The organism is Alloalcanivorax sp. C16-2, from assembly GCF_046507615.1.
Classification (GTDB): Bacteria; Pseudomonadota; Gammaproteobacteria; order Pseudomonadales; family Alcanivoracaceae; genus Alloalcanivorax; species Alloalcanivorax marinus_A.
Map to the genome: position 1 here is coordinate 1,224,401 of NZ_JBKFTL010000001.1, position 18,463 is coordinate 1,242,863.

The window sequence follows — 18,463 nt, forward strand, 5'->3', positions numbered from 1 at the left end:
GAGTGGTAGCAAGGGGCGGACTTGAACCGCCGACCCCAGCATTATGAGTGCTGTGCTCTAACCAGCTGAGCTACCTTGCCACAGAGGCCGCGAATTGTCCGCGAGCGCCCCGCGCCTGTCAAGGCGGGGAACCCACACCGGGGATTGAGCGTCCATTTCTTGCACACTGGGAATTTAGTTGATAATGATTATCAATTATTGTTCCGGTAATACTTGACCGATTTAGTTGGTTTTCACTAGTCTATCACCGTAATCACGTACCAAAGGTGTGGGTATGCGTCTGACCACCAAGGGCCGCTATGCGGTGACCGCGATGCTGGATCTGGCTTTGCACGCGGACACCGGCCCCGTCTCCCTGGCTGACATTTCCGACCGTCAGGGAATCTCCATCTCCTATCTGGAGCAGTTGTTCGCCAAGCTGCGTCGCCGCCATCTGGTCACCAGTGTGCGCGGCCCCGGCGGCGGTTACCGGTTGAGCCGTTCCGGTGACGATATCGACGTGGCCGCAGTGATCGCGGCGGTGGACGAGTCCGTGGACGCCACCCGCTGTGGCGGCCAGGGCGACTGCCAGGAAGGCGACATCTGCCTGACCCATCACCTGTGGTGCGACCTCTCCGATCAGATCCAGGATTTTCTGTCCGGCATCACCCTGGGTGAGCTGGTGGCCCGCCATGAGGTGCGGTCCGTGGCTCAGCGTCAGGACGCACGGCAGAACCGGGTTCCGGTGAGCACCCTTTAACCCGTAACCGAATCTTCCCATCATGTCCCAAGCGGTTTATCTGGATTACGCCGCCACCACCCCGGTGGACCCCCGGGTGGTGAAGGCAATGACGGCCTGTCTGGGGCCGGACGACAACTTCGGCAACCCGGCCTCGCGCAGCCACCTGTACGGCTGGCTTGCCGAGGAGGCGGTGGAAAACGCCCGCCGCCAGGTGGCCGACGCCATCAACGCCGACCCCCGCGAGATCGTCTGGACCAGCGGTGCCACCGAGGCCGACAACCTGGCCCTCAAAGGCGTGCTGGAGCAGCGTGGCGGTGGCCATGTGATCACCGCCACCTCCGAGCACAAGGCGGTACTCGATCCCTGCGCCTGGCTGGAGCGCCGGGGCCACCCGGTGACCTGGATCGCCCCGGAGGCGGACGGTCGCGTGGACCCGGCCAAGGTCAAGGCGGCGCTGCGCGAGGACACCGTGCTGGTGTCCATCATGCATGCCAACAACGAGACCGGGGTGATCAACGACATCGCCACTATCGGCGCCCTGTGCCGCGAGCACGGCGCCCTGTTCCACACCGACGCGGCGCAGAGCGCCGGCAAGCTGCCTCTGGACGTGCGCGAGCTGCCCGTGGATCTGGTGTCACTGTGCGCCCACAAGATTTATGGCCCCAAGGGCATCGGCGCGCTTTATGTGCGGCGTCACCCGGATGTCCGGGTGGCAGCCCAGATTCACGGCGGTGGCCACGAGCGCAACATGCGCTCCGGCACCCTGGCCACGCACCAGATCGTGGGCATGGGCGAGGCGCTGGCCCTGGCAATGGCGGAGCGGGACAACGAGCAGGCGCGCCTCGCCGCCCTGCGCGATCGTCTCTATGCGAAGATCGCGGAACTGCCCGGCGTTCATCTCAACGGGCGAGACGCACCTCGCCTGGCCGGTCATCTGAACCTGGCCTTCGAAGGGGTTGATGGCGAGATGCTGCTCACCGCGCTTACCGAGGCGGCGGTGTCCACCGGTTCCGCCTGCACCTCCGCCACCCTGGAGCCCTCCTATGTGCTCAAGGCCATGGGCTTGGCCGACGACCTGGCGCGCAGCGCTCTGCGTTTTTCCGTGGGCCGCTTCACCTCCGAGGCGGACATTGACCGCGTCGGGCAGAACGTGACGGAGGTCGTCACCCGGCTCCGCGAGGCCAGCCGGCACCGCGCCTGAAACCCGCGTCAGCGCCGGGCCGGGCGGTTCCGGCGATTGGCCCGCGCCTTGCTTCCCGCTTCATGAAACGACAAGGGGAGCGGCGCATGCATGGCGTGATTCTGTATCAGTTCCGGCATTTCGTGACGGACCGTTTCGGCCCTGGTGTTTGGGAGGGAGCGCGCCGTGCTGCGGGGCTGGCGGACCAGGCCCATGCCCCGGTGCGGCTTTATCCGGATGCTCATCTGGAGCGTTTGCTGGTGGCCCTCGAGGATGAAGTGGGCCTGTGCCGGAACGATCTTCTGGAGAGTTTCGGGGCCTGGACCATTCCACCTTTGATCAAGATGTACCGGTCTTTGATTCCCGCCCACTGGGACGCCCGGGATTTCCTGCTCAATCTGGAAGAGCATATCCACGAGAAGCTGGTGAGGCTCAAGGATCCCCAGGCCCAGCCGCCGCGCATCCAGGTGCGGGAGACCGCTCCCGGGGTGCTGGAGCTGTATTATCACTCGCACCGGGATTTGAGCGCTCTGGCGGTGGGGGCGGTGTACGGCGTGGCCGGGTATTTCGGGGAAAAGGCGGAACTGATGGAAAACGAGCCGGTGCGCGGCGGCCACCGGCGGTTCGTGTTCCGGCTGACGCGCGCGGAGAGCCGGCGGCCCTCGCTGACCGCCGTCTAGCAGGCTGCCAGGAGGTCAGGCGGACAGGGCGGCGGCTTCCTGCTTGATGCGGCCGACCATGGACAGCAGGCCGTTGCCCCGGGTGGGGCTCAGGTGGCGCAGCAGGTCGATGCGTTCGAAGAAGGCGTCCATGTCGTAGGCGGCCACCTCTTGCGGCGCCTTGCCATTGAGGGCGGTGAGGATGATCGCCGCCAGGCCGCGCACGATCAGGGCATCGGATTCCACCGCCAGATAGAGGATGCCGGCGTCCGCGTCATAGTCGGTGACCAGCCATACCTGGCTCTGGCAACCGCGCACGAAGCGCTCCTCGGTGCGCAGTTCCTCCGGCATGGGCGGCAGTTGCTTGCCCAGGTCGATGATGTAGCGGTAGCGCTCTTCCCAGTCGTCCAGGAATTCCAGGTCCTCGCAAATGTCCTCGGCGGTGACGTCGCGGCCCAGCTTGATGTCGCGGATATTAAACTCGCTCAAAACCCAATGTCTCCGCTTGCACGCAACACGCTCCACGCTCACACGCCGCGTGCTGGCGTGTTGCGTGCAAGCGTGTCGGCGTTTTCAAAACAAGCCCAGTTCGAGCTGGGCTTCCTCGGTCATCATGTCGCGGCTCCAGGGCGGATCGAAGATCAACGCCACTTCCACCGCGTCCACGTTCGGCACCTTGGCCAGTCGGTCCTCCACGTCGCCCACCAGCACCGGGCCCATGCCGCAGTTGGGGGCGGTGAGGGTCATGCGCACCTGCACCACGTTTTTTTCGTCACGGCGGATCACGTCGCAGCCGTACACCAGGCCCAGGTCGACGATGTTCACCGGGATTTCCGGGTCGTAGATGGTGCCCAGCACCTGCTGCAGGTCCTCGTCGCGCACCGAGCCGTCTTCTTCCGGCGCCTCGAAATCCAGCTCCAGCGGAGTCTGGCCGATGGCGTCGGCGTCGGTGCCGTCGATGCGCGCCATGTTGCCGTTGATCGTCACCGTGTAGGTGCCGCCCAAAGCCTGGCGCAGGTTCACGAAACTGTTCTTGTGGATGGTGATGCGGGTGCCGTCCGGCACCAGCCGCGCCGGTACGTCCCGGCTCACCACCACGGTGCGCTGTTCCAAGGTAGAGGGTCCGGTGGCCAAATCAGATCTCGTCCATATCCTCGACGGTGAAGCTCTCGCCGCAGCCGCATTCGCCGGTGGCGTTGGGGTTGCGGAACTTGAACAGGCTGTTGACGCCTTCCTTCACATAGTCGATTTGCAGGCCATTGAGCATGGCCAGCCATTTTTCCGGCACGTACAGCACCACGCCGTCCACCTCGAAGCGGCGGTCGCCGTCCTGCGGTCGCTCGACGAAGTTGAGCTCGTACATGTAGCCGGAGCAGCCCGACTCATCCAGGTCCAGGCGGATGCCGCCGGCGTTGGCGCGGGCGATTTCGCGACGGGCCTGATCGCGGGCGGCGTCGGTCATGTGAATCTCGGCCTGGCCGGGTACGAATGTCTGTACGGTCATAGCGTCACCTTGCTGAGTGGCAAGTTGCGGGCGGCCACATAAGGCCGCTGGTTCAAAGAAAAGTCTGAACCTTCTTCAGCGCCTGGAACAGGCTGTCCACCTCTTCCAGGGTATTGTAGATCGAAAACGACGCGCGCACCGTGCCGGGAATGCCCAGGCTGTCCATCAGTGGCATGCAGCAATGGTGGCCGGTGCGTACCGCCACGCCCTGCTGGTCGAGCAGGGTGCCCACGTCCGCCGGGTGGGCGCCGTCCAGCAAGAAGGACAGCACGCCCACCTTGGTGGCGGCGTTACCGATGATTTTCAAGCCGTCGAAGGCCCCGGCCTGCTCGGTGGCGGAAGCCAGCAGCGCGTCTTCGTGGGCGCTCAGCGCGGCGCGGTCCTGCTGGCCGAGCCAGCGCACCGCCGCGCCCAGGCCGATTACCCCGGCGATGTTGGGGGTGCCCGGCTCGAACTTGTAGGGCAGCTTGTTCCAGGTGCTTTTCTCGAAGCTCACCGTCTCGATCATCTCGCCGCCGGTTTGGTAGGGCGGCATGGCGTCGAGCAGCTCGCGGCGGCCGTACAGCGCGCCGATGCCGGTGGGGCCGAACAGCTTGTGGCCGGAGCAGGCGTAGAAATCACAGCCCAGCTCACGCACGTCCACCGGGAAATGGGCCACCGCCTGGGCGCCATCCACCAGGGTCACGGCGCCGACGTCGCGGGCCGCTTTCAGCCAGCGTTTCAGCGGGTTCACGGTGCCCAGGCTGTTGGACACATGGGACAGGGCGACAATGCGCGTGCGCTCGTTGAGCAGGTCAAGATAGGCCTGCTCGTCGACGCTGCCGTCCTCGTTGAGCGGCACCACTTTCAGTAGCGCGCCGGTGCGTTCGCAGGCCTGCTGCCAGGGCACGATGTTGGCGTGGTGTTCCAGGGCGGTGATCAGCACTTCATCGCCGGGCTGGAGCCGTTCGCGGCCATGGCTCTGGGCCACCAGGTTGATGCCCTCGGTGGTGCCCTTGGTCCAGATGATTTCCTCGCGGTCGGCGTTGAGGAAATCCGCCACGGTGGCCCGGGCCGCCTCGAACTCGGCGGTGGCCTTGTCGCTCAGGTAGTGGGCGCCACGGTGCACATTGCTGTTGACGCCCTCGTAGTAGGCGGTCACCGCGTCGATCACCGCCCGGGGCTTCTGGGTGGTGGCGGCGTTGTCGAGATACACCAGCGGTTTGCCGTTCACCGTCTGTTCAAGGATCGGGAACTGCGCGCGCAGGGCCTGCACATCGAAGCTCATGCGGCCTCCTCGTCAGCGCCCGGGCGCTGGCCGAGCTCGGCGGCCAGCCAGGGTTGGGCCCAGTCCGCCACGGCCTGGTCCGGCAGGCTCATGATCAGCTCGTTGACGAAGCCCAGGCTGAGCATGCGCTTGGCCTCGGCCAGCGGGATGCCCCGCGACTGCAGGTAGAACTGCTGCAGGGCGTCGAGCTGGCCGACGGTGGCGCCGTGGGCGCATTTGACGTCGTCGTTGTAGATTTCCAGCTCCGGTTTGGTGTCGATCTCCGCGCCGGGGTTGAGCAGCAGGTTCTTGTTGCTCAGTTCCGCCAGGGTGCCCTTGGCGCCCGGGTGGATGTGGATGCGGCCGTTGAGCACGGCGCGGCCCTTCTCTCCGGCCAGCCCCCGGTACACCTGATTGGAGGTGCACTCCGGCACGCGGTGCTCCACGCACAGCTGGTTGTCGATGTGGCTGCGGTCGCGGGCCACGAAGATGCCGTGCATATTCAGCTCGGCGCCGCTCTTGTCCAGGAAGGCGCGCACGTCGTTGCGGCGCAGCCGGTTGCCGGCCATCAACTGGTAGCTGTCGATGCGGCTGACGCCGGTTTGCTGGAACAACAGGGTGCCGATGTGCAGGCTGTCGCCGGCGTCGGCCTGCAGCCGGTAATGGGTCAGCCGGGCGTTGTCGGCGGCCTGGATGGCGGTGACCGCGTTGGTCAGCACCGGCCCGGCGCCCAGGTATTGCTCGATCAGGGTCAGGCGGCTGCCGGCGGCCAGGTTCACTTCCAGCCGGGTATTGCAGTGCGAGGGCGCGTCGCCGGCGCTCACGTGCAGCACCTGGATCGGGGCGGACACATCGGTGTTGGCGGCCACGTCCAGGGTCACCGCGTCTTCCAGGGCGGCGCCGTTGTAAAGGGCGAACGGCGTGGTCAGCCCCTCCAGACGGCTTGCCCGGCGGCCCAGGGAGACGCCCTCGGGCAGGGTGGTGTGGCGTTCATCCAGGCGACCGTTGACCAGCACCAGCCGGTAGTCGCTCAGGCGCGGCAGATGCTCCGGCGCGGCGCCTTCGGCGCGGGCCGCCAGGTGGCCGTCGGTGAGCGCGTACAAGGAGGTGTACTTCCAGGCCTCGGTCTTGCGCCCGGGGAAGGCGGCGCCTTCCAGGGCCGCCAGGGCTTCCTGGCGCAGCGGCGCCAGCGCTTCCACCGGCGTTGCCTGGCGGGCGTTTTCCAGAGCCCGGGTCTTAAGGTCCTCGGGCAGGTTCAGGGCGTTGTCGCCACTCATGCCGTCCGGTCCTCTTTATCGTTGCCGCCGTTCTGGTCGTCGGTCAGCCAGCCGTAGCCGTGCTGCTCCAGTTCCAGGGCCAGTTCCTTGCCGCCGGATTTGATGATCCGGCCGCCGGACAGCACATGCACGTGGTCCGGCACGATGTAGTCCAGCAGGCGCTGGTAGTGGGTCACCAGCACGATGCCACGCTCCGGCCCGCGCAGGGAGTTGACCCCCTTGGCCACGGTCTGCAGGGCGTCGATGTCCAGGCCGGAGTCGGTTTCGTCGAGCAGCGCCAGCTTCGGCTCCATCAGCAGCATCTGCATGATTTCGTTGCGCTTTTTCTCGCCGCCGGAGAACCCCTCGTTGACGCCGCGCTTGAGGAACTGCGGGTCCAGGTCCACCTGTTTGCAGGCCTCGCGGGCCTTGCGCAGCAGGGTCACCGAATCCCACTCTTCCTTGCCCTGGGCGGCGCGGGTGGCTTCCAGGGCCGCCTTCAGGAATTCCATGTTGGAGACGCCGGGGATTTCCACCGGGTACTGGAACGCCAGGAACAGACCCAGCTGCGCTCGCTCTTCGGGCTCCAGCTCCGCCAGGCTTTTGCCTTCGAACAGGGCTTCGCCGCCGGTGATCTCGTAGTTGTCGCGCCCGGCCAGCACGTTGGCCAGGGTGGACTTGCCGGAGCCGTTGGGGCCCATGATGGCGTGCACCTCGCCGGGCTTCACGGTGAGGTTCAGGCCCTTGAGGATCGGTTGGCCGGCCACGGAGGCGTGCAGATCGCGAATTTCCAGCATTAATCGACTTCCAGACAATTCATTCAGATTCGTTCAACGGAGGTGGGCCGTTGGCTCAGCCCACCGCTCCTTCCAGGCTCACTTCCAGCAGCTTGCCGGCTTCCACCGCGAACTCCATGGGCAGTTCCTTGAACACTTCCTTGCAGAAGCCGTTCACGATCATGGAGATCGCCTTTTCCGGATCGATGCCGCGCTGCCGGCACAGGAACAGCTGGTCGTCACTCACCTTGGAGGTGGTGGCCTCGTGTTCCACGGTGGCGCTGGGGTGCTTGGTCTCGATGTAGGGGAAGGTGTGCGCGCCGCAGGTGTCGCCCAGCAGCAGGGAGTCGCACTGGGTGAAGTTGCGCGCGTTCTCCGCCCGCGGGCCCATGCGCACCAGACCCCGGTAGGCGTTGGAACTCTTGCCCGCCGAAATGCCCTTGGAAACGATGGTGCTCTTGGTGTTGCGGCCCAGGTGGATCATCTTGGTGCCGGTGTCGGCCTGTTGGGCGTGGCGGGTCAGCGCCACCGAGTAGAACTCGCCCACGGAATGGTCGCCGCGCAGCACCACGGACGGGTACTTCCAGGTGATCGCGGAGCCGGTTTCCACCTGGGTCCAGCTGATCTTGGCGTGGTCGTGGGCGACGCCGCGCTTGGTCACGAAGTTGTAGATGCCGCCCTTACCGTCCTCGTCGCCGGGGTACCAGTTCTGCACCGTGGAATACTTGATCTCGGCGCCGGGCAGGGCCACCAGCTCCACCACCGCCGCGTGCAGCTGGTTCTCGTCGCGCTGCGGCGCGGTGCAGCCTTCCAGGTAGCTCACGTAGCTGCCCTCGTCGGCGACGATCAGGGTGCGCTCGAACTGGCCGGTGTTGGCCTCGTTGATGCGGAAGTAGGTGGACAGCTCCATGGGGCAGCGCACCCCCTTGGGGATGTAGACAAAGGAGCCATCGGTGAATACCGCGGAGTTGAGGCCGGCGAAGTAGTTGTCGCCTTTGGGGACCACGGAGCCCAGGTACTTCCTGACCAGCTCCGGGTGCTCGCGCACCGCCTCTGAGATCGAGCAGAAGATCACCCCGGCCTCGGCCAGCTTGCTCTTGAAGGTGGTGGCCACGGACACCGAGTCGAACACCGCGTCCACGGCCACGCCGGCGAGCATTTCCTGTTCGTGCAGGGGGATGCCCAGCTTCTTGTAGGTCTCAAGCAGCTCCGGGTCCACCTCATCCAGGCTCTTTGGCCGATCTTCCATGCTTTTCGGCGCGGAATAGTAGGAGATCGCGTTCAAGTCCACCGGCGGGTATTCCACGTGGGCCCAGTTCGGCTCCTGCATGGTCTGCCAGTGGCGGTAGGCTTCCAGGCGCCATTCCAGCAGCCATTCGGGCTCTTCCTTCTTGGCGGAAATAACGCGGATGACGTCCTCGTTGAGGCCCGGGGGCAGGGTGTCGGATTCCACCAGGGTGGTGAAGCCCGCCTCGTACTCGGAGCGGATGACGCGATCCAGTTCGGAATTGTCGAGTTCGGCTTGGCTGCTCATAGTTCGTGGCTCATCGTTGCAAAGTGCCGGTTGCTGCTTAGGTACCGGTCTTCGCGGAATACCATAGTAAATTACTCAGGTATTATAGAGGATAAGGCGGCGAGGGGGAATCCGGTCAGGCACGGCGGTCCGTTAGCGGCGGCCAACGGTATCATATTCGGCCCTTGATGCGTATAATCCGCCGGTTTCAGCGACCCCCAAAGACTTATGCAATTCTGGAGTGATCAGACAGATGGCTGTTGAGCGTACCCTCTCTATTATCAAGCCCGATGCCGTGGCCAAGAACGCGATCGGCGAGATCCTGGGCCGTTTCGAGAAAGCGGGCCTGAAGGTGGTGGCGATGAAAATGCTGCACCTGAGCCGTGAGCAGGCCGAAGGCTTCTACGCCGAGCACAAAGAGCGTCCGTTCTTCGGCGACCTGGTGGCTTTCATGACCAGCGGCCCGGTGACCGTGCAGGTGCTGGAAGGCGAGGACGCGGTGAAGAAAAACCGCGATCTGATGGGCGCCACCAACCCCAAGGATGCCGACGCCGGCACCATTCGCGCGGATTTCGCGGAAACCATCGACGAAAACGCTGTCCATGGTTCTGATTCCACCGAATCCGCCGCCCGCGAAGTGGACTACTTCTTCGCCGACGAGGAAATCTGCCCGCGCACCCGCTAATACGGGTGCCTGGAGGAGACGCATGACCGCCCACGAGGTCCAGACCGACAAGGTGAATCTGCTCGGACTCACACGCCCCGCCATGGAGGAGTTCTTCCTGGCCATGGGCGAGAAGAAGTTCCGTGCCCAGCAGGTACTCAAGTGGATCCACCACCACCAGGTGGACGACTTCGAGCACATGACCGACGTGGGCAAGGCCCTGCGCGAAAAACTCGCCCGCGTGGCCGAGATTCGCGGTCCCGAGGTGCTCCACGAGGGCATCTCCCGGGACGGCACCCGCAAATGGGTGTTCGAGGCCGACAACGGTGGCGCCGTGGAGACCGTATTCATTCCCGACGGTCGCCGCGGCACCCTGTGCGTGTCCTCCCAGGTGGGCTGCGCCGTGGACTGCAGTTTCTGCTCCACCGGCAAGCAGGGCTTCCAGCGCGACCTGACCAGCGCCGAGATCATCGGCCAGGTATGGCAGGCCAGCCGCTCCTTCGGGCCGCGCAAGAACCTGGGCGAACATCCCATCACCAACGTGGTGATGATGGGCATGGGCGAACCGTTGCTGAACTACGGGCCGGTTCTGGACGCCATGCGCATCATGCGTGACGACCTGGGCTACGGCATCAGCAAACGCCGTATCACCCTGTCCACCTCCGGGGTGATCCCCAAGATTGATCAGCTTAGCGCCGACCTGGATGTGTCCCTGGCGCTGAGTCTGCACGCCCCCAACGACGAGTTGCGCAATGAACTGGTGCCGCTCAACCGCAAGTATCCGCTCAAGGAGCTGATGGCGGCGTGCAAGCGTTACAGCGACAACATCACCCATCGCCACAACACCATCACCATGGAATACGTGATGTTGCGCGATGTGAACGACAAACCGGAGCACGCCCGCCAGCTGGTCAAGCTGCTCAAGGGCATCCCGGTGAAGGTGAACCTGATTCCCTTCAACCCGTTCCCCCATGCCGGCTACGAACGTTCCCGCAAGGCGGACATCCTGGCATTCCACAAATTCCTGAATGACAATGGCGTTCTTACCACGGTGCGCACCACCCGCGGCGACGATATCGACGCGGCCTGCGGCCAGCTGGTGGGCGAGGTGAAGGACCGCACCCGCCGCAGCGAGCGGTGGAAGGCTTCCATTTTCCACCGCGCCGAACAACCGGACAGCAATACAGCGCCCGCGCAATGAGCCCTACGCTTCGACAGTTCGTCCTCATGCTTGTCCTCGCCGCCACCCTGGGCGCTTTGGGCGGGTGCATGACCGTCACCGAAGGGGGCGACCCGAACGAGGTCAACGTGGAGGACGCGGTGGCCACCCGGGTGGCCGCCGGCATGAAGTACCTGCAAATGGGCAACCCCTCCGAGGCGCGGCGTCATTTCTCCCGCGCCCTGTCGCTCGATGGCAACAGCGCCCAGGCACAAAACGCCATGGCCCTTCTGTACAACTACGAGCGCGACCCGGTGCAGGAGGAGTATCACTATAAGCAGGCGCTGCGCGCCGACCGTAATTATTCCCCGGCGCTCAACAACTACGGCACGCTGTTGTTTTCCCAGGGGCGCTATCAGGAAGCCCTGGACAAGTTCAAGCGCGCCGCCCACGACCCGGGCTATGAAGGCCGCGCCAGTGCTTTCAGCAACATGGGCGCCGCCTACAAGGCACTCGGCAAGCCGGAGCAGGCCCGCGAAGCCTATGTCCGCGCCCTGCGCCTGAATCCCCGTGCCAGCGCCGTGCTGCTGGAGCTGGCCCGCCTCTATTACGACGATGGCCGGCCCCGGTTGGGCTGGGACTACTATCGCGACTACGAGCGCCGCGTGCGCCCGCAGAGCGCCGAGGCGTTGTGGGTGGGCATTCGCCTGGCCGCGGCCCTCGGCAAGCGTGATCAGCAATCCAGCTATGAGCTGGCGTTGCAGAATCTCTACCCGGGCAGCCGGGAGTACCGGCTTTGGCAGGATTGGCGTAACGGGCAGGAGGGAGCTCAATGAGCGTGGACGAAGAGGCCATGTTACCCGGCGAGCGTTTGCGCCGGGCCAGGGAAGAGCAGGGTCTGAGTCAGGACGAGGTCTCCAAGCACCTGAGGCTGTCGCTGTCCTACCTGCGGGCCCTGGAGGAAGACGACTACGACCGGCTCCCGGAGCCGCCATTCATCAAGGGCTATTTGCGTAACTATGCCCGCTTTCTGGGGCTCCCCGCCGAGGAACTGGCGCGCCGCTTCCAGCAGGAGGTCGACGCTCTAAGCAGCGCCGAGGACGAGCGCCACCAGGAAGCCCAGGAAGACACGCCGCGCGGTCGGGAGTGGCGCCTGCCGATATTGCTGATCCTGGTGGTGGCGCTGGTGGTGGCTCTGGGCTGGTGGCTGTGGCCCCGGGACGGCGCGGTGCCCGGGGCCTCGGCTCCGGCCGGGGAAGCCGGCGCGCCGGCGTCGGAAAGCGCCCCGGCGGAGGGCGGCACCCCGGAGCCCGCGCTGCCCGAGAACACCGACCCGGTGGCCCCCGCCGACGAGACCCTGGAGCCGCTGCCCGACAACGGCGGCGCCAGCCCGGACGGTGGCGGCCCGGCGCCCTCGCGGCTGCCGGGCTCCATGTCCGACGAGTCCGAACTGGCCGACGCCGGCGCGCCGGATGCCGGTGTCGCCGACACCACCGACGCCGCGCCGCGCCCGGCGGAGGACGGCGTGGACCGCCTGCGCCTCTCTTTCTCCCGGGTCTGCTGGATCAAGGTGGTGGACGCCAGCGGCGCCACCCTCAGCCAGGGGCAGCGCCAGGCCGGTGACAGCGTTACCCTGGAAGGCGAGGCCCCGTTCCGGCTCACCGTGGGTGACGCCGCCGCGGTCTCCTCGGTAAGCGTCAACGGCGAATCCCTCGCCCTGCCCAGCCAGCGCTCCGGCGATGTGGTACGCGTGACCTTGCCCTGAGCGCCCTTGCGCTTGCCACGAGCGCGCCCACATTCCTCACAGCTCGAACGTTTCAGGAAGCAGGTTATGGAACCGGAACTGTCCATTCAGCGTCGCAAATCGCGCCAGATCCACGTCGGCAAGGTGCCGGTGGGCGGTGATGCGCCGATCTCGGTGCAGAGCATGACCAACACCGACACCTGTGACGTGGACGCCACCGTGGGCCAGATCCGCCGGCTCGAGGACGTGGGCGCGGACATCGTGCGGGTCTCGGTGCCGACCATGGAGGCCGCCGAGGCCTTCGGCAACATCAAACGCCAGGTGTCGGTGCCGCTGGTGGCCGACATCCATTACGACTACAAGATCGCCCTCAAGGTGGCCGACGAAGGCGCCGACTGCCTGCGCATCAACCCCGGCAACATCGGCCGCGAGGACCGGGTGCGCGCGGTGATCGAATCCGCCCGCGACCACGGCGTGCCGATCCGCATCGGCGTCAACGCCGGCTCCCTGGAAAAGGAGCTGCAGCGCAAATACGGCGAGCCCACCAGCGACGCCCTGGTGGAATCCGCCCTGCGCCACGCCGAGATCCTGGACCGCTACGATTTCCAGGACTTCAAGATCAGCGTCAAGGCCTCCAACGTCTTCATGACCCTGCAGGCCTACCGCAAGCTGGCCAGCCAGATCGAACAGCCCCTGCACCTGGGCGTCACCGAGGCCGGCACGTTCCGCTCCGGCACGGTGAAGTCCGCGGTGGCCCTGGGCGGCCTGCTGATGGAAGGCATCGGCGACACCATCCGCATTTCCCTGGCCACCGACCCGGTGGAGGAAATCCGCGTCGGCTTCGACATCCTCAAGAGCCTCAATCTGCGCAAGAAGGGCGTCAACATCATCGCCTGCCCGAGCTGCTCCCGGCAGAACTTCAACGTGATCGATACGGTCAACGAGCTGGAAGCGCGCCTGGAGGACATCAACGAGTCCGTGGACCTGGCGGTGATCGGCTGTCTGGTGAACGGCCCCGGCGAAGCCCGCGAGGCGGACATCGGCCTGACCGGCGGCACCCCCAACAACCTGTCCTATCTGGATGGGGAAAAGAGCCACCACATCAAACAGGAAGCGCTGGTGGACGAGTTGGAACGCATGGTGCGCGCCAAGGTGGAAAAAATGCGCGAGGACGAGGCCAACGGCATCATCGCGCGCAGCGAGTAATAACGCCGGACGCTTGACGCCGGAGGCCGGACGCTGAACAACACCGGCTTCCGGCGGTCATTGTCGGGCGACGGATTAAACTGCGTCGGGCGTCCAGCGTCCGGCGTCGAGCGTTTTTTTAAGGAGCACCGGTGAGTAAGAAGATCGCGTCGGTACGCGGCATGAACGATGTATTGCCCGAGCAGACCCCGCTCTGGCAGTGGCTGGAGCAGCGTGCCCGCACGGTGCTGGCCGCCTACGGGTACCGGGAAATCCGCATGCCCATCGTGGAGCGCACCGAGCTGTTCGCCCGTGGCATCGGCGAGGTCACCGACATCGTCGAGAAGGAGATGTACACCTTCGAGGACCGCAGCGGCGACAGCCTGACCCTGCGCCCGGAAGGCACCGCCGGTTGCGTGCGTGCCGCCGAGGAACACGGCCTGCTGTACAACCAGACCCAGCGGCTCTGGTACACCGGCCCCATGTTCCGCCACGAGCGCCCCCAGGCCGGCCGCTACCGTCAGTTCCACCAGATCGGCGTGGAAACCTTCGGTATGGAAGGCCCGGACATCGACGCCGAGGTGATCCTGCTCACCGCCCGCCTGTGGAAGGATCTGGGGCTGGCGGACCAGGTCACCCTGGAACTGAACACCCTGGGCGACCCGGACGACCGGGCCCGCTACCGGGACGCCCTGGTGGCGTTTCTGCGCGAGCACCGCGAGCGCCTGGACGAGGACTCCAAGAACCGCCTGGAACGCAACCCGCTGCGGGTGCTGGACAGCAAGGACCCGGGCACCCGCGAGGTATTGCAGGACGCGCCACGGCTGGCCGACCACCTGGGCGACGCCGCCCGCGATCACTTCGAGCAGCTCAAGGCGCTGCTGGAAGCCGCCGGCGTCGACTACGTGATCAACCCCAACCTGGTGCGCGGGCTGGATTACTACGGGCGAACCGTGTTTGAGTGGACCACCGACGCGCTGGGCGCCCAGGGCACGGTGTGCGCCGGCGGTCGCTACGACGGCCTGGTACAGCAACTGGGCGGCAAACCCACCCCGGCGGTGGGTTTCGGCATGGGGCTGGAACGGCTGGTGCTGCTGCTGGAGAAAAAGGGTCAGGAACTGCCGGGCCCGGTGGCGATCTATATTACCGCCATGGGTAATGTGCAGGCCCAGGCACTGGCCCTGGCCGAGCGTCTGCGCGATGCCCTGCCGGGCGTCGGCATCCAATGCCACTGCGGCGGCGGTGGTTTCAAGAGCCAGATGAAGAAAGCGGATCGCAGCGGCGCCCGCTACGCCCTGATTCTGGGTGAGGACGAAGTGGCCGCCAGGCAGGTGGCCGTGAAGCCGCTGCGTGAACAAGACGAGCAACAGCAACTGAACGAGGACGAGGTGGCCGACTGGTTGGCCACCCGCCTGGCCGACTAAGGAGAACTGGGGTGGTCGACTACATCCGCGACGAAGAAGAACAGGCCGAACGGCTCAAGGAATGGTGGCAGAAGAATGGCACCGCCACGATCATCGTGATCGTGCTCGCCATCGGCGCGCTGCTCGGCTGGCGCCAGTGGCAGGACCACAGCGCTGGCCAGGCCGGCGAGGCGTCGCAACATTACGAAGCGATGATGACCGCGCTCGGCCAGCAAGGCGACGCGGACCTGGTACGCAACGCCGCCAACACCCTGATCGAGGATTTCGGTGGCAGCGCCTACGCTGGCTACGCGCATCTCGCCCTGGCCAGACTGGCCGTCAATGACGGCGACCTGGGCGCCGCCGCCGAGCAGCTCACCACCGTGGCCGAGGACCCGGCCACCCGCGAGCTGGAATACACCGCGCGCCTGCGGTTGGCCCGTGTTCTGATCGCCCAGGGTGACCTGGACGCCGCCGACAAGCAGATCTCGCGCACCTTCCCGGAGGCCTGGCAAGGCCAGGCGCTGGAGCTGAAGGGGGACATCGCCAGCGCCCGGGACAACCAGGACGCGGCCCGCGCCGCCTACGGCGACGCCCTGGAGGCGCTGGACGAAGGCGCCGCCCGGGACCGCGTGCAAATGAAACTCGACGACCTGAAGTCCTAATCGTGAGCCTTTATTCGTGAAACATTCGTTTTCCGCCCCCGCGGCCGCCGTACTGCTTTGCGTGATGGCGCTGGCCGGTTGCTCCAGCAACCCCAACGCCATTGAACCCAACCCGCTGCCGGACTACGACAAGCGCTTCGACGTGGATCGCCTGTGGCGTTCCGGTGCCGGAGATGGCGTCGAGGAAAGCGCCGTCACCCTGCGCCCGGCGGTCACCGCCCAGCGCGTGTTCGCCGCCGACGTTCAAGGTCGCGTTTACGGTTTCGACCGTGAAAAAGGCAAGCGCCAGTGGCGCGCCAAGACCGGTGATCGTATCTCCGGCGGCCTGTACGCCGGCTATGGCCAGGTGCTGTACGGCACCCGCGAAGGCGACGCCGTGGCCCTGGACGCGGAGACCGGCGAGGAACTCTGGCGTACCCCGGTGAGCAGTGAGGTAATGGCCGAGCCCACCAGCAACGGTTTGCTGGCCATCTTCCAGACCATCGACGGCCACGTGCAGGCTCTGGACGCGGAAACCGGCGAGCAGGTCTGGGACTACGAAACCACGGTGCCCAACCTGACCCTGCTGGGCGCCGCCCAGCCCGTGATCGAAAGCGGTCGCGTCTACGCCGGCTTCGCCAGCGGCAAGGTGGCCGCCATCGAGCTGGAAACCGGCGCCCCGATCTGGGAGCGGCGCGTGGCCGAGCCGACCGGTCGCTCCGAGCTGGATCGTCTGGTGGACGTGGATTCCAGCCTGCTGGTGGAAAATGGCGGCGTGTTCACGGCCACCTTCCAGGGCAAGCTGGCCGTGCTCGACTGGGAAAACGGTCGCCCGTACTGGAACAAGGACCTTTCCAGCCATCAGGAACTGAGCTCCTACCTGGGCTCCCTGTTCGTCGCCGACAGCGACGGCCTGGTGCGCGCCGCCGAGCAGCGCAGCGGCAGCTTCCTGTGGCAGCAGGACAAACTCTACGGTCGCCGTCTCACCGGCACCGTGGTGCAGGGTGGCCTGGTGGTGGTCGGTGATTTCGAAGGCTATCTGCACTGGATGGACGCGGACACCGGCGAACTGGTGGCCCGTTATCATCATGACGGCGACCCGTTCGCCGGCACCCCGGTGGTCTACGACGACGTGCTCTACGCCCTTAGCGCCGACGGCCGGCTGGCCGCCTATCGCATCGAAGAGCGCGACTGACCCGCCCGCCCCAGGGCTCGGTAGGAGCGGCTGAAGCCGCTCCTACGGTTCCGTTCAGGCGGCCCGCTTTCCGGGCCGCCGGCCTCGGCGGCGCGCCATGTGTGGCGTCCGCCGCCCTATCCGGTATCATGGCGGCCTGACAGCCATCTCTTCCGACCCTTGAGCACTTAATGAAGCCCGTAATCGCCCTGGTGGGGCGCCCGAACGTGGGCAAATCCACCCTGTTCAATCGCCTCACGCGCACCCGCGACGCCATCGTGGCGGACTTCCCCGGCCTCACCCGGGACCGTCAATACGGTGACGGCAAACTCGGCGAGCGCCCCTATACGGTGGTGGACACCGGCGGCATCGGCGAGAGCGAGGAGGGCATCGACCGGCCAATGACCGACCAGGCCCGTCAGGCCGTGGGCGAAGCCGACGCGGTACTGTTCCTGGTGGATGGCCGCGCCGGCCTTACCGCCGCCGACGAGCAGGTGGCCATGGAGCTGCGCAAGCTGCCCAAGCCGGTGTTCCTGGTGGTCAACAAGACCGACGGCCTGGACCCGGAAACCGCCATGGCGGACTTCTACGCCCTGGGCCTCAGCGACCTGTTTCCGATCGCCGCCGCCCACGGTCGCGGCGTGCGCGCCATGGTCAACACCGTGCTGGATGCCTTCCCGGACGCCGAGGACGAAGAGGCCGTCCCCGAGGACCCGGACACCGTGCGCGTGGCGGTACTGGGGCGGCCCAACGTGGGCAAATCCACGCTCATCAACCGTATCCTCGGCGAGGAGCGGGTGATCGTCTACGACCACGCCGGCACCACCCGTGACAGCATCGAGGTGCCCTTCACCCGCCAGCCCAAGGACGGCGGCGAACCCCGCGACTACGTGTTGATCGACACCGCCGGCATCCGCCGTCGCGGCAAGGTCCACGAAGCGGTGGAAAAATTCTCCGTGATCAAGGCCCTGCAGGCGGTGGACGCGGCCCAGGTGGTGGTGCTGGTGGTGGATGCCCGCGACGGCATCACCGACCAGGATCTGCACCTGCTCGGCTATGTGCTGGAAGCGGGTCGCGCCCTGGTGGTAGCGGTGAACAAATGGGACGGCCTGGAGCCGGACCACCGGCAATGGGTGAAAACCGAACTGGAGCGGCGCCTGCATTTCGTGCCCTGGGTGAAGGTGCACTTCATCTCGGCCCTGCACGGCACCGGCGTGGGGGATCTGTTCGGCTATGTGGAGCGGGCCTGGGAATCCGCCTTCCTCAAGCTCGGCAGCAACGCGCTGACGCGTATGTTGCAGGACATCACCGTTTCCCACCCGCCGCCGCGCAACGGCCGCTTCCGCGCCAAGCTGCGCTACGCGCACCTGGGCGGCTCCAACCCGCCCACGGTGGTGATCCACGGCAACCGCACCGAGTCGCTGCCGAACAGCTACCAGCGCTATCTGGAAAACCGCTTCCGGGAGCTGCTCAAGATCGAGGGTTCGCCGATCCGGCTGGAACTGAAATCCGGTGACAACCCCTACGAGGGGCGCAAGAATCAGCTCACCGAACGGCAGATCAAGCGCAAGAGGCGCATGATGAAACACGTTAAGAAATAGCATGTTGCCCCAGTAGGAGCGGCTTCGGTCGCGA

Annotated in this window: 19 protein-coding genes and 1 tRNA gene; 12 read left to right on the plus strand and 8 right to left on the minus strand. The window is 66.0% G+C overall.

Annotated elements, in window-relative coordinates:
- Positions 1-3 precede the first annotated feature (3 nt).
- Positions 4-80: transfer RNA gene (locus ACLD02_RS05855), tRNA-Met, on the minus strand.
- 194 nt (positions 81-274) lie between these two features.
- On the opposite strand from ACLD02_RS05855, the gene iscR reads away from it, so the two are divergent.
- From iscR to ACLD02_RS05870, 3 genes are all read left to right on the plus strand, one after another.
- A complete protein-coding gene (gene iscR, locus ACLD02_RS05860) occupies positions 275-739 on the plus strand; it encodes a Fe-S cluster assembly transcriptional regulator IscR (protein WP_203104934.1) in 465 nt (154 codons plus the stop codon).
- A gap of 22 nt (positions 740-761) precedes the next feature.
- Positions 762-1,922: an IscS subfamily cysteine desulfurase gene (locus ACLD02_RS05865; protein WP_203104933.1), complete on the plus strand. Its 1,161-nt coding sequence runs from the start codon at positions 762-764 to the stop codon at positions 1,920-1,922.
- A gap of 86 nt (positions 1,923-2,008) precedes the next feature.
- Positions 2,009-2,581, plus strand: coding sequence for a heme NO-binding domain-containing protein (locus ACLD02_RS05870; protein ID WP_203104932.1), 573 nt, complete (start codon positions 2,009-2,011; stop codon positions 2,579-2,581).
- Positions 2,582-2,596: 15 nt separating this feature from the next.
- Here the strand turns inward: ACLD02_RS05870 and ACLD02_RS05875 are convergent, their stop codons facing one another.
- The 7 genes from ACLD02_RS05875 to sufB form a co-directional block, all read right to left on the minus strand.
- Complete coding sequence (locus ACLD02_RS05875; RefSeq protein WP_203104931.1) at positions 2,597-3,049, minus strand: SufE family protein; 453 nt, start codon at positions 3,047-3,049, stop codon at positions 2,597-2,599.
- Positions 3,050-3,133: 84 nt separating this feature from the next.
- Positions 3,134-3,673 carry a putative Fe-S cluster assembly protein SufT gene (gene sufT, locus ACLD02_RS05880; protein ID WP_203104930.1) on the minus strand — a complete coding sequence of 180 codons (540 nt, stop codon included), beginning with the start codon at positions 3,671-3,673 and terminating at the stop codon, positions 3,134-3,136.
- A 22-nt stretch (positions 3,674-3,695) separates the two neighbouring features.
- The gene (locus ACLD02_RS05885; protein ID WP_203104929.1) at positions 3,696-4,064 is read right to left on the minus strand and encodes a HesB/IscA family protein; all 369 of its coding nucleotides are present in this window, start codon (positions 4,062-4,064) and stop codon (positions 3,696-3,698) included.
- Between the two features lie 52 nt (positions 4,065-4,116).
- Positions 4,117-5,331: an aminotransferase class V-fold PLP-dependent enzyme gene (locus ACLD02_RS05890; protein WP_410298155.1), complete on the minus strand. Its 1,215-nt coding sequence runs from the start codon at positions 5,329-5,331 to the stop codon at positions 4,117-4,119.
- Entirely contained in the window at positions 5,328-6,587 is a 1,260-nt protein-coding gene (gene sufD / locus ACLD02_RS05895; RefSeq protein ID WP_410298156.1) for a Fe-S cluster assembly protein SufD, read from the minus strand. The genes ACLD02_RS05890 and sufD overlap by 4 nt, the downstream gene beginning before the upstream one ends.
- Entirely contained in the window at positions 6,584-7,363 is a 780-nt protein-coding gene (gene sufC, locus ACLD02_RS05900; protein ID WP_203104926.1) for a Fe-S cluster assembly ATPase SufC, read from the minus strand. Before sufC ends, sufD begins: the two co-directional genes overlap by 4 nt.
- 55 nt (positions 7,364-7,418) lie before the next feature.
- Complete coding sequence (gene sufB, locus ACLD02_RS05905; RefSeq protein ID WP_410298157.1) at positions 7,419-8,876, minus strand: Fe-S cluster assembly protein SufB; 1,458 nt, start codon at positions 8,874-8,876, stop codon at positions 7,419-7,421.
- Positions 8,877-9,108: 232 nt separating this feature from the next.
- Between sufB and ndk the strand changes: the two genes are divergently transcribed.
- The 9 genes from ndk (at position 9,109) to der (ending at position 18,429) form a co-directional block, all read left to right on the plus strand.
- Positions 9,109-9,540: a nucleoside-diphosphate kinase gene (gene ndk, locus ACLD02_RS05910; protein WP_203104924.1), complete on the plus strand. Its 432-nt coding sequence runs from the start codon at positions 9,109-9,111 to the stop codon at positions 9,538-9,540.
- A 22-nt stretch (positions 9,541-9,562) separates the two neighbouring features.
- On the plus strand, positions 9,563-10,720 hold the full coding sequence (rlmN, locus tag ACLD02_RS05915; RefSeq protein WP_203104923.1) for a 23S rRNA (adenine(2503)-C(2))-methyltransferase RlmN: 1,158 nt from the start codon (positions 9,563-9,565) through the stop codon (positions 10,718-10,720).
- A gap of 26 nt (positions 10,721-10,746) precedes the next feature.
- A complete protein-coding gene (pilW, locus tag ACLD02_RS05920; RefSeq protein WP_410298158.1) occupies positions 10,747-11,514 on the plus strand; it encodes a type IV pilus biogenesis/stability protein PilW in 768 nt (255 codons plus the stop codon).
- Complete coding sequence (locus ACLD02_RS05925; protein WP_203104921.1) at positions 11,511-12,443, plus strand: helix-turn-helix domain-containing protein; 933 nt, start codon at positions 11,511-11,513, stop codon at positions 12,441-12,443. Before pilW ends, ACLD02_RS05925 begins: the two co-directional genes overlap by 4 nt.
- 66 nt (positions 12,444-12,509) lie before the next feature.
- Positions 12,510-13,628, plus strand: a complete 1,119-nt coding sequence (ispG, locus tag ACLD02_RS05930) for a flavodoxin-dependent (E)-4-hydroxy-3-methylbut-2-enyl-diphosphate synthase (RefSeq protein WP_410298159.1) — start codon at positions 12,510-12,512, stop codon at positions 13,626-13,628.
- A gap of 131 nt (positions 13,629-13,759) precedes the next feature.
- Positions 13,760-15,031, plus strand: a complete 1,272-nt coding sequence (gene hisS, locus ACLD02_RS05935) for a histidine--tRNA ligase (RefSeq protein ID WP_410298160.1) — start codon at positions 13,760-13,762, stop codon at positions 15,029-15,031.
- 11 nt (positions 15,032-15,042) lie between these two features.
- On the plus strand, positions 15,043-15,675 hold the full coding sequence (locus ACLD02_RS05940; protein ID WP_203104918.1) for a tetratricopeptide repeat protein: 633 nt from the start codon (positions 15,043-15,045) through the stop codon (positions 15,673-15,675).
- Between the two features lie 16 nt (positions 15,676-15,691).
- Entirely contained in the window at positions 15,692-16,849 is a 1,158-nt protein-coding gene (bamB, locus tag ACLD02_RS05945; protein ID WP_410298161.1) for an outer membrane protein assembly factor BamB, read from the plus strand.
- Positions 16,850-17,019: 170 nt separating this feature from the next.
- Positions 17,020-18,429, plus strand: a complete 1,410-nt coding sequence (der, locus tag ACLD02_RS05950) for a ribosome biogenesis GTPase Der (protein WP_203104917.1) — start codon at positions 17,020-17,022, stop codon at positions 18,427-18,429.
- Positions 18,430-18,463: the final 34 nt, after the last annotated feature.

Coding starts and splice junctions, on each gene's coding strand:
- ACLD02_RS05885 (WP_203104929.1), bottom strand. CDS start 4,064: ATGACCGTACAGACATTCGTACCCGGCCAGGCCGAGATTCACATGACC.
- der (WP_203104917.1), top strand. CDS start 17,020: ATGAAGCCCGTAATCGCCCTGGTGGGGCGCCCGAACGTGGGCAAATCC.
- ispG (WP_410298159.1), top strand. CDS start 12,510: ATGGAACCGGAACTGTCCATTCAGCGTCGCAAATCGCGCCAGATCCAC.
- sufD (WP_410298156.1), bottom strand. CDS start 6,587: ATGAGTGGCGACAACGCCCTGAACCTGCCCGAGGACCTTAAGACCCGG.
- iscR (WP_203104934.1), top strand. CDS start 275: ATGCGTCTGACCACCAAGGGCCGCTATGCGGTGACCGCGATGCTGGAT.
- sufC (WP_203104926.1), bottom strand. CDS start 7,363: ATGCTGGAAATTCGCGATCTGCACGCCTCCGTGGCCGGCCAACCGATC.
- ACLD02_RS05890 (WP_410298155.1), bottom strand. CDS start 5,331: ATGAGCTTCGATGTGCAGGCCCTGCGCGCGCAGTTCCCGATCCTTGAA.
- pilW (WP_410298158.1), top strand. CDS start 10,747: ATGCTTGTCCTCGCCGCCACCCTGGGCGCTTTGGGCGGGTGCATGACC.
- ACLD02_RS05865 (WP_203104933.1), top strand. CDS start 762: ATGTCCCAAGCGGTTTATCTGGATTACGCCGCCACCACCCCGGTGGAC.
- sufB (WP_410298157.1), bottom strand. CDS start 8,876: ATGAGCAGCCAAGCCGAACTCGACAATTCCGAACTGGATCGCGTCATC.
- ndk (WP_203104924.1), top strand. CDS start 9,109: ATGGCTGTTGAGCGTACCCTCTCTATTATCAAGCCCGATGCCGTGGCC.
- ACLD02_RS05870 (WP_203104932.1), top strand. CDS start 2,009: ATGCATGGCGTGATTCTGTATCAGTTCCGGCATTTCGTGACGGACCGT.
- ACLD02_RS05925 (WP_203104921.1), top strand. CDS start 11,511: ATGAGCGTGGACGAAGAGGCCATGTTACCCGGCGAGCGTTTGCGCCGG.
- rlmN (WP_203104923.1), top strand. CDS start 9,563: ATGACCGCCCACGAGGTCCAGACCGACAAGGTGAATCTGCTCGGACTC.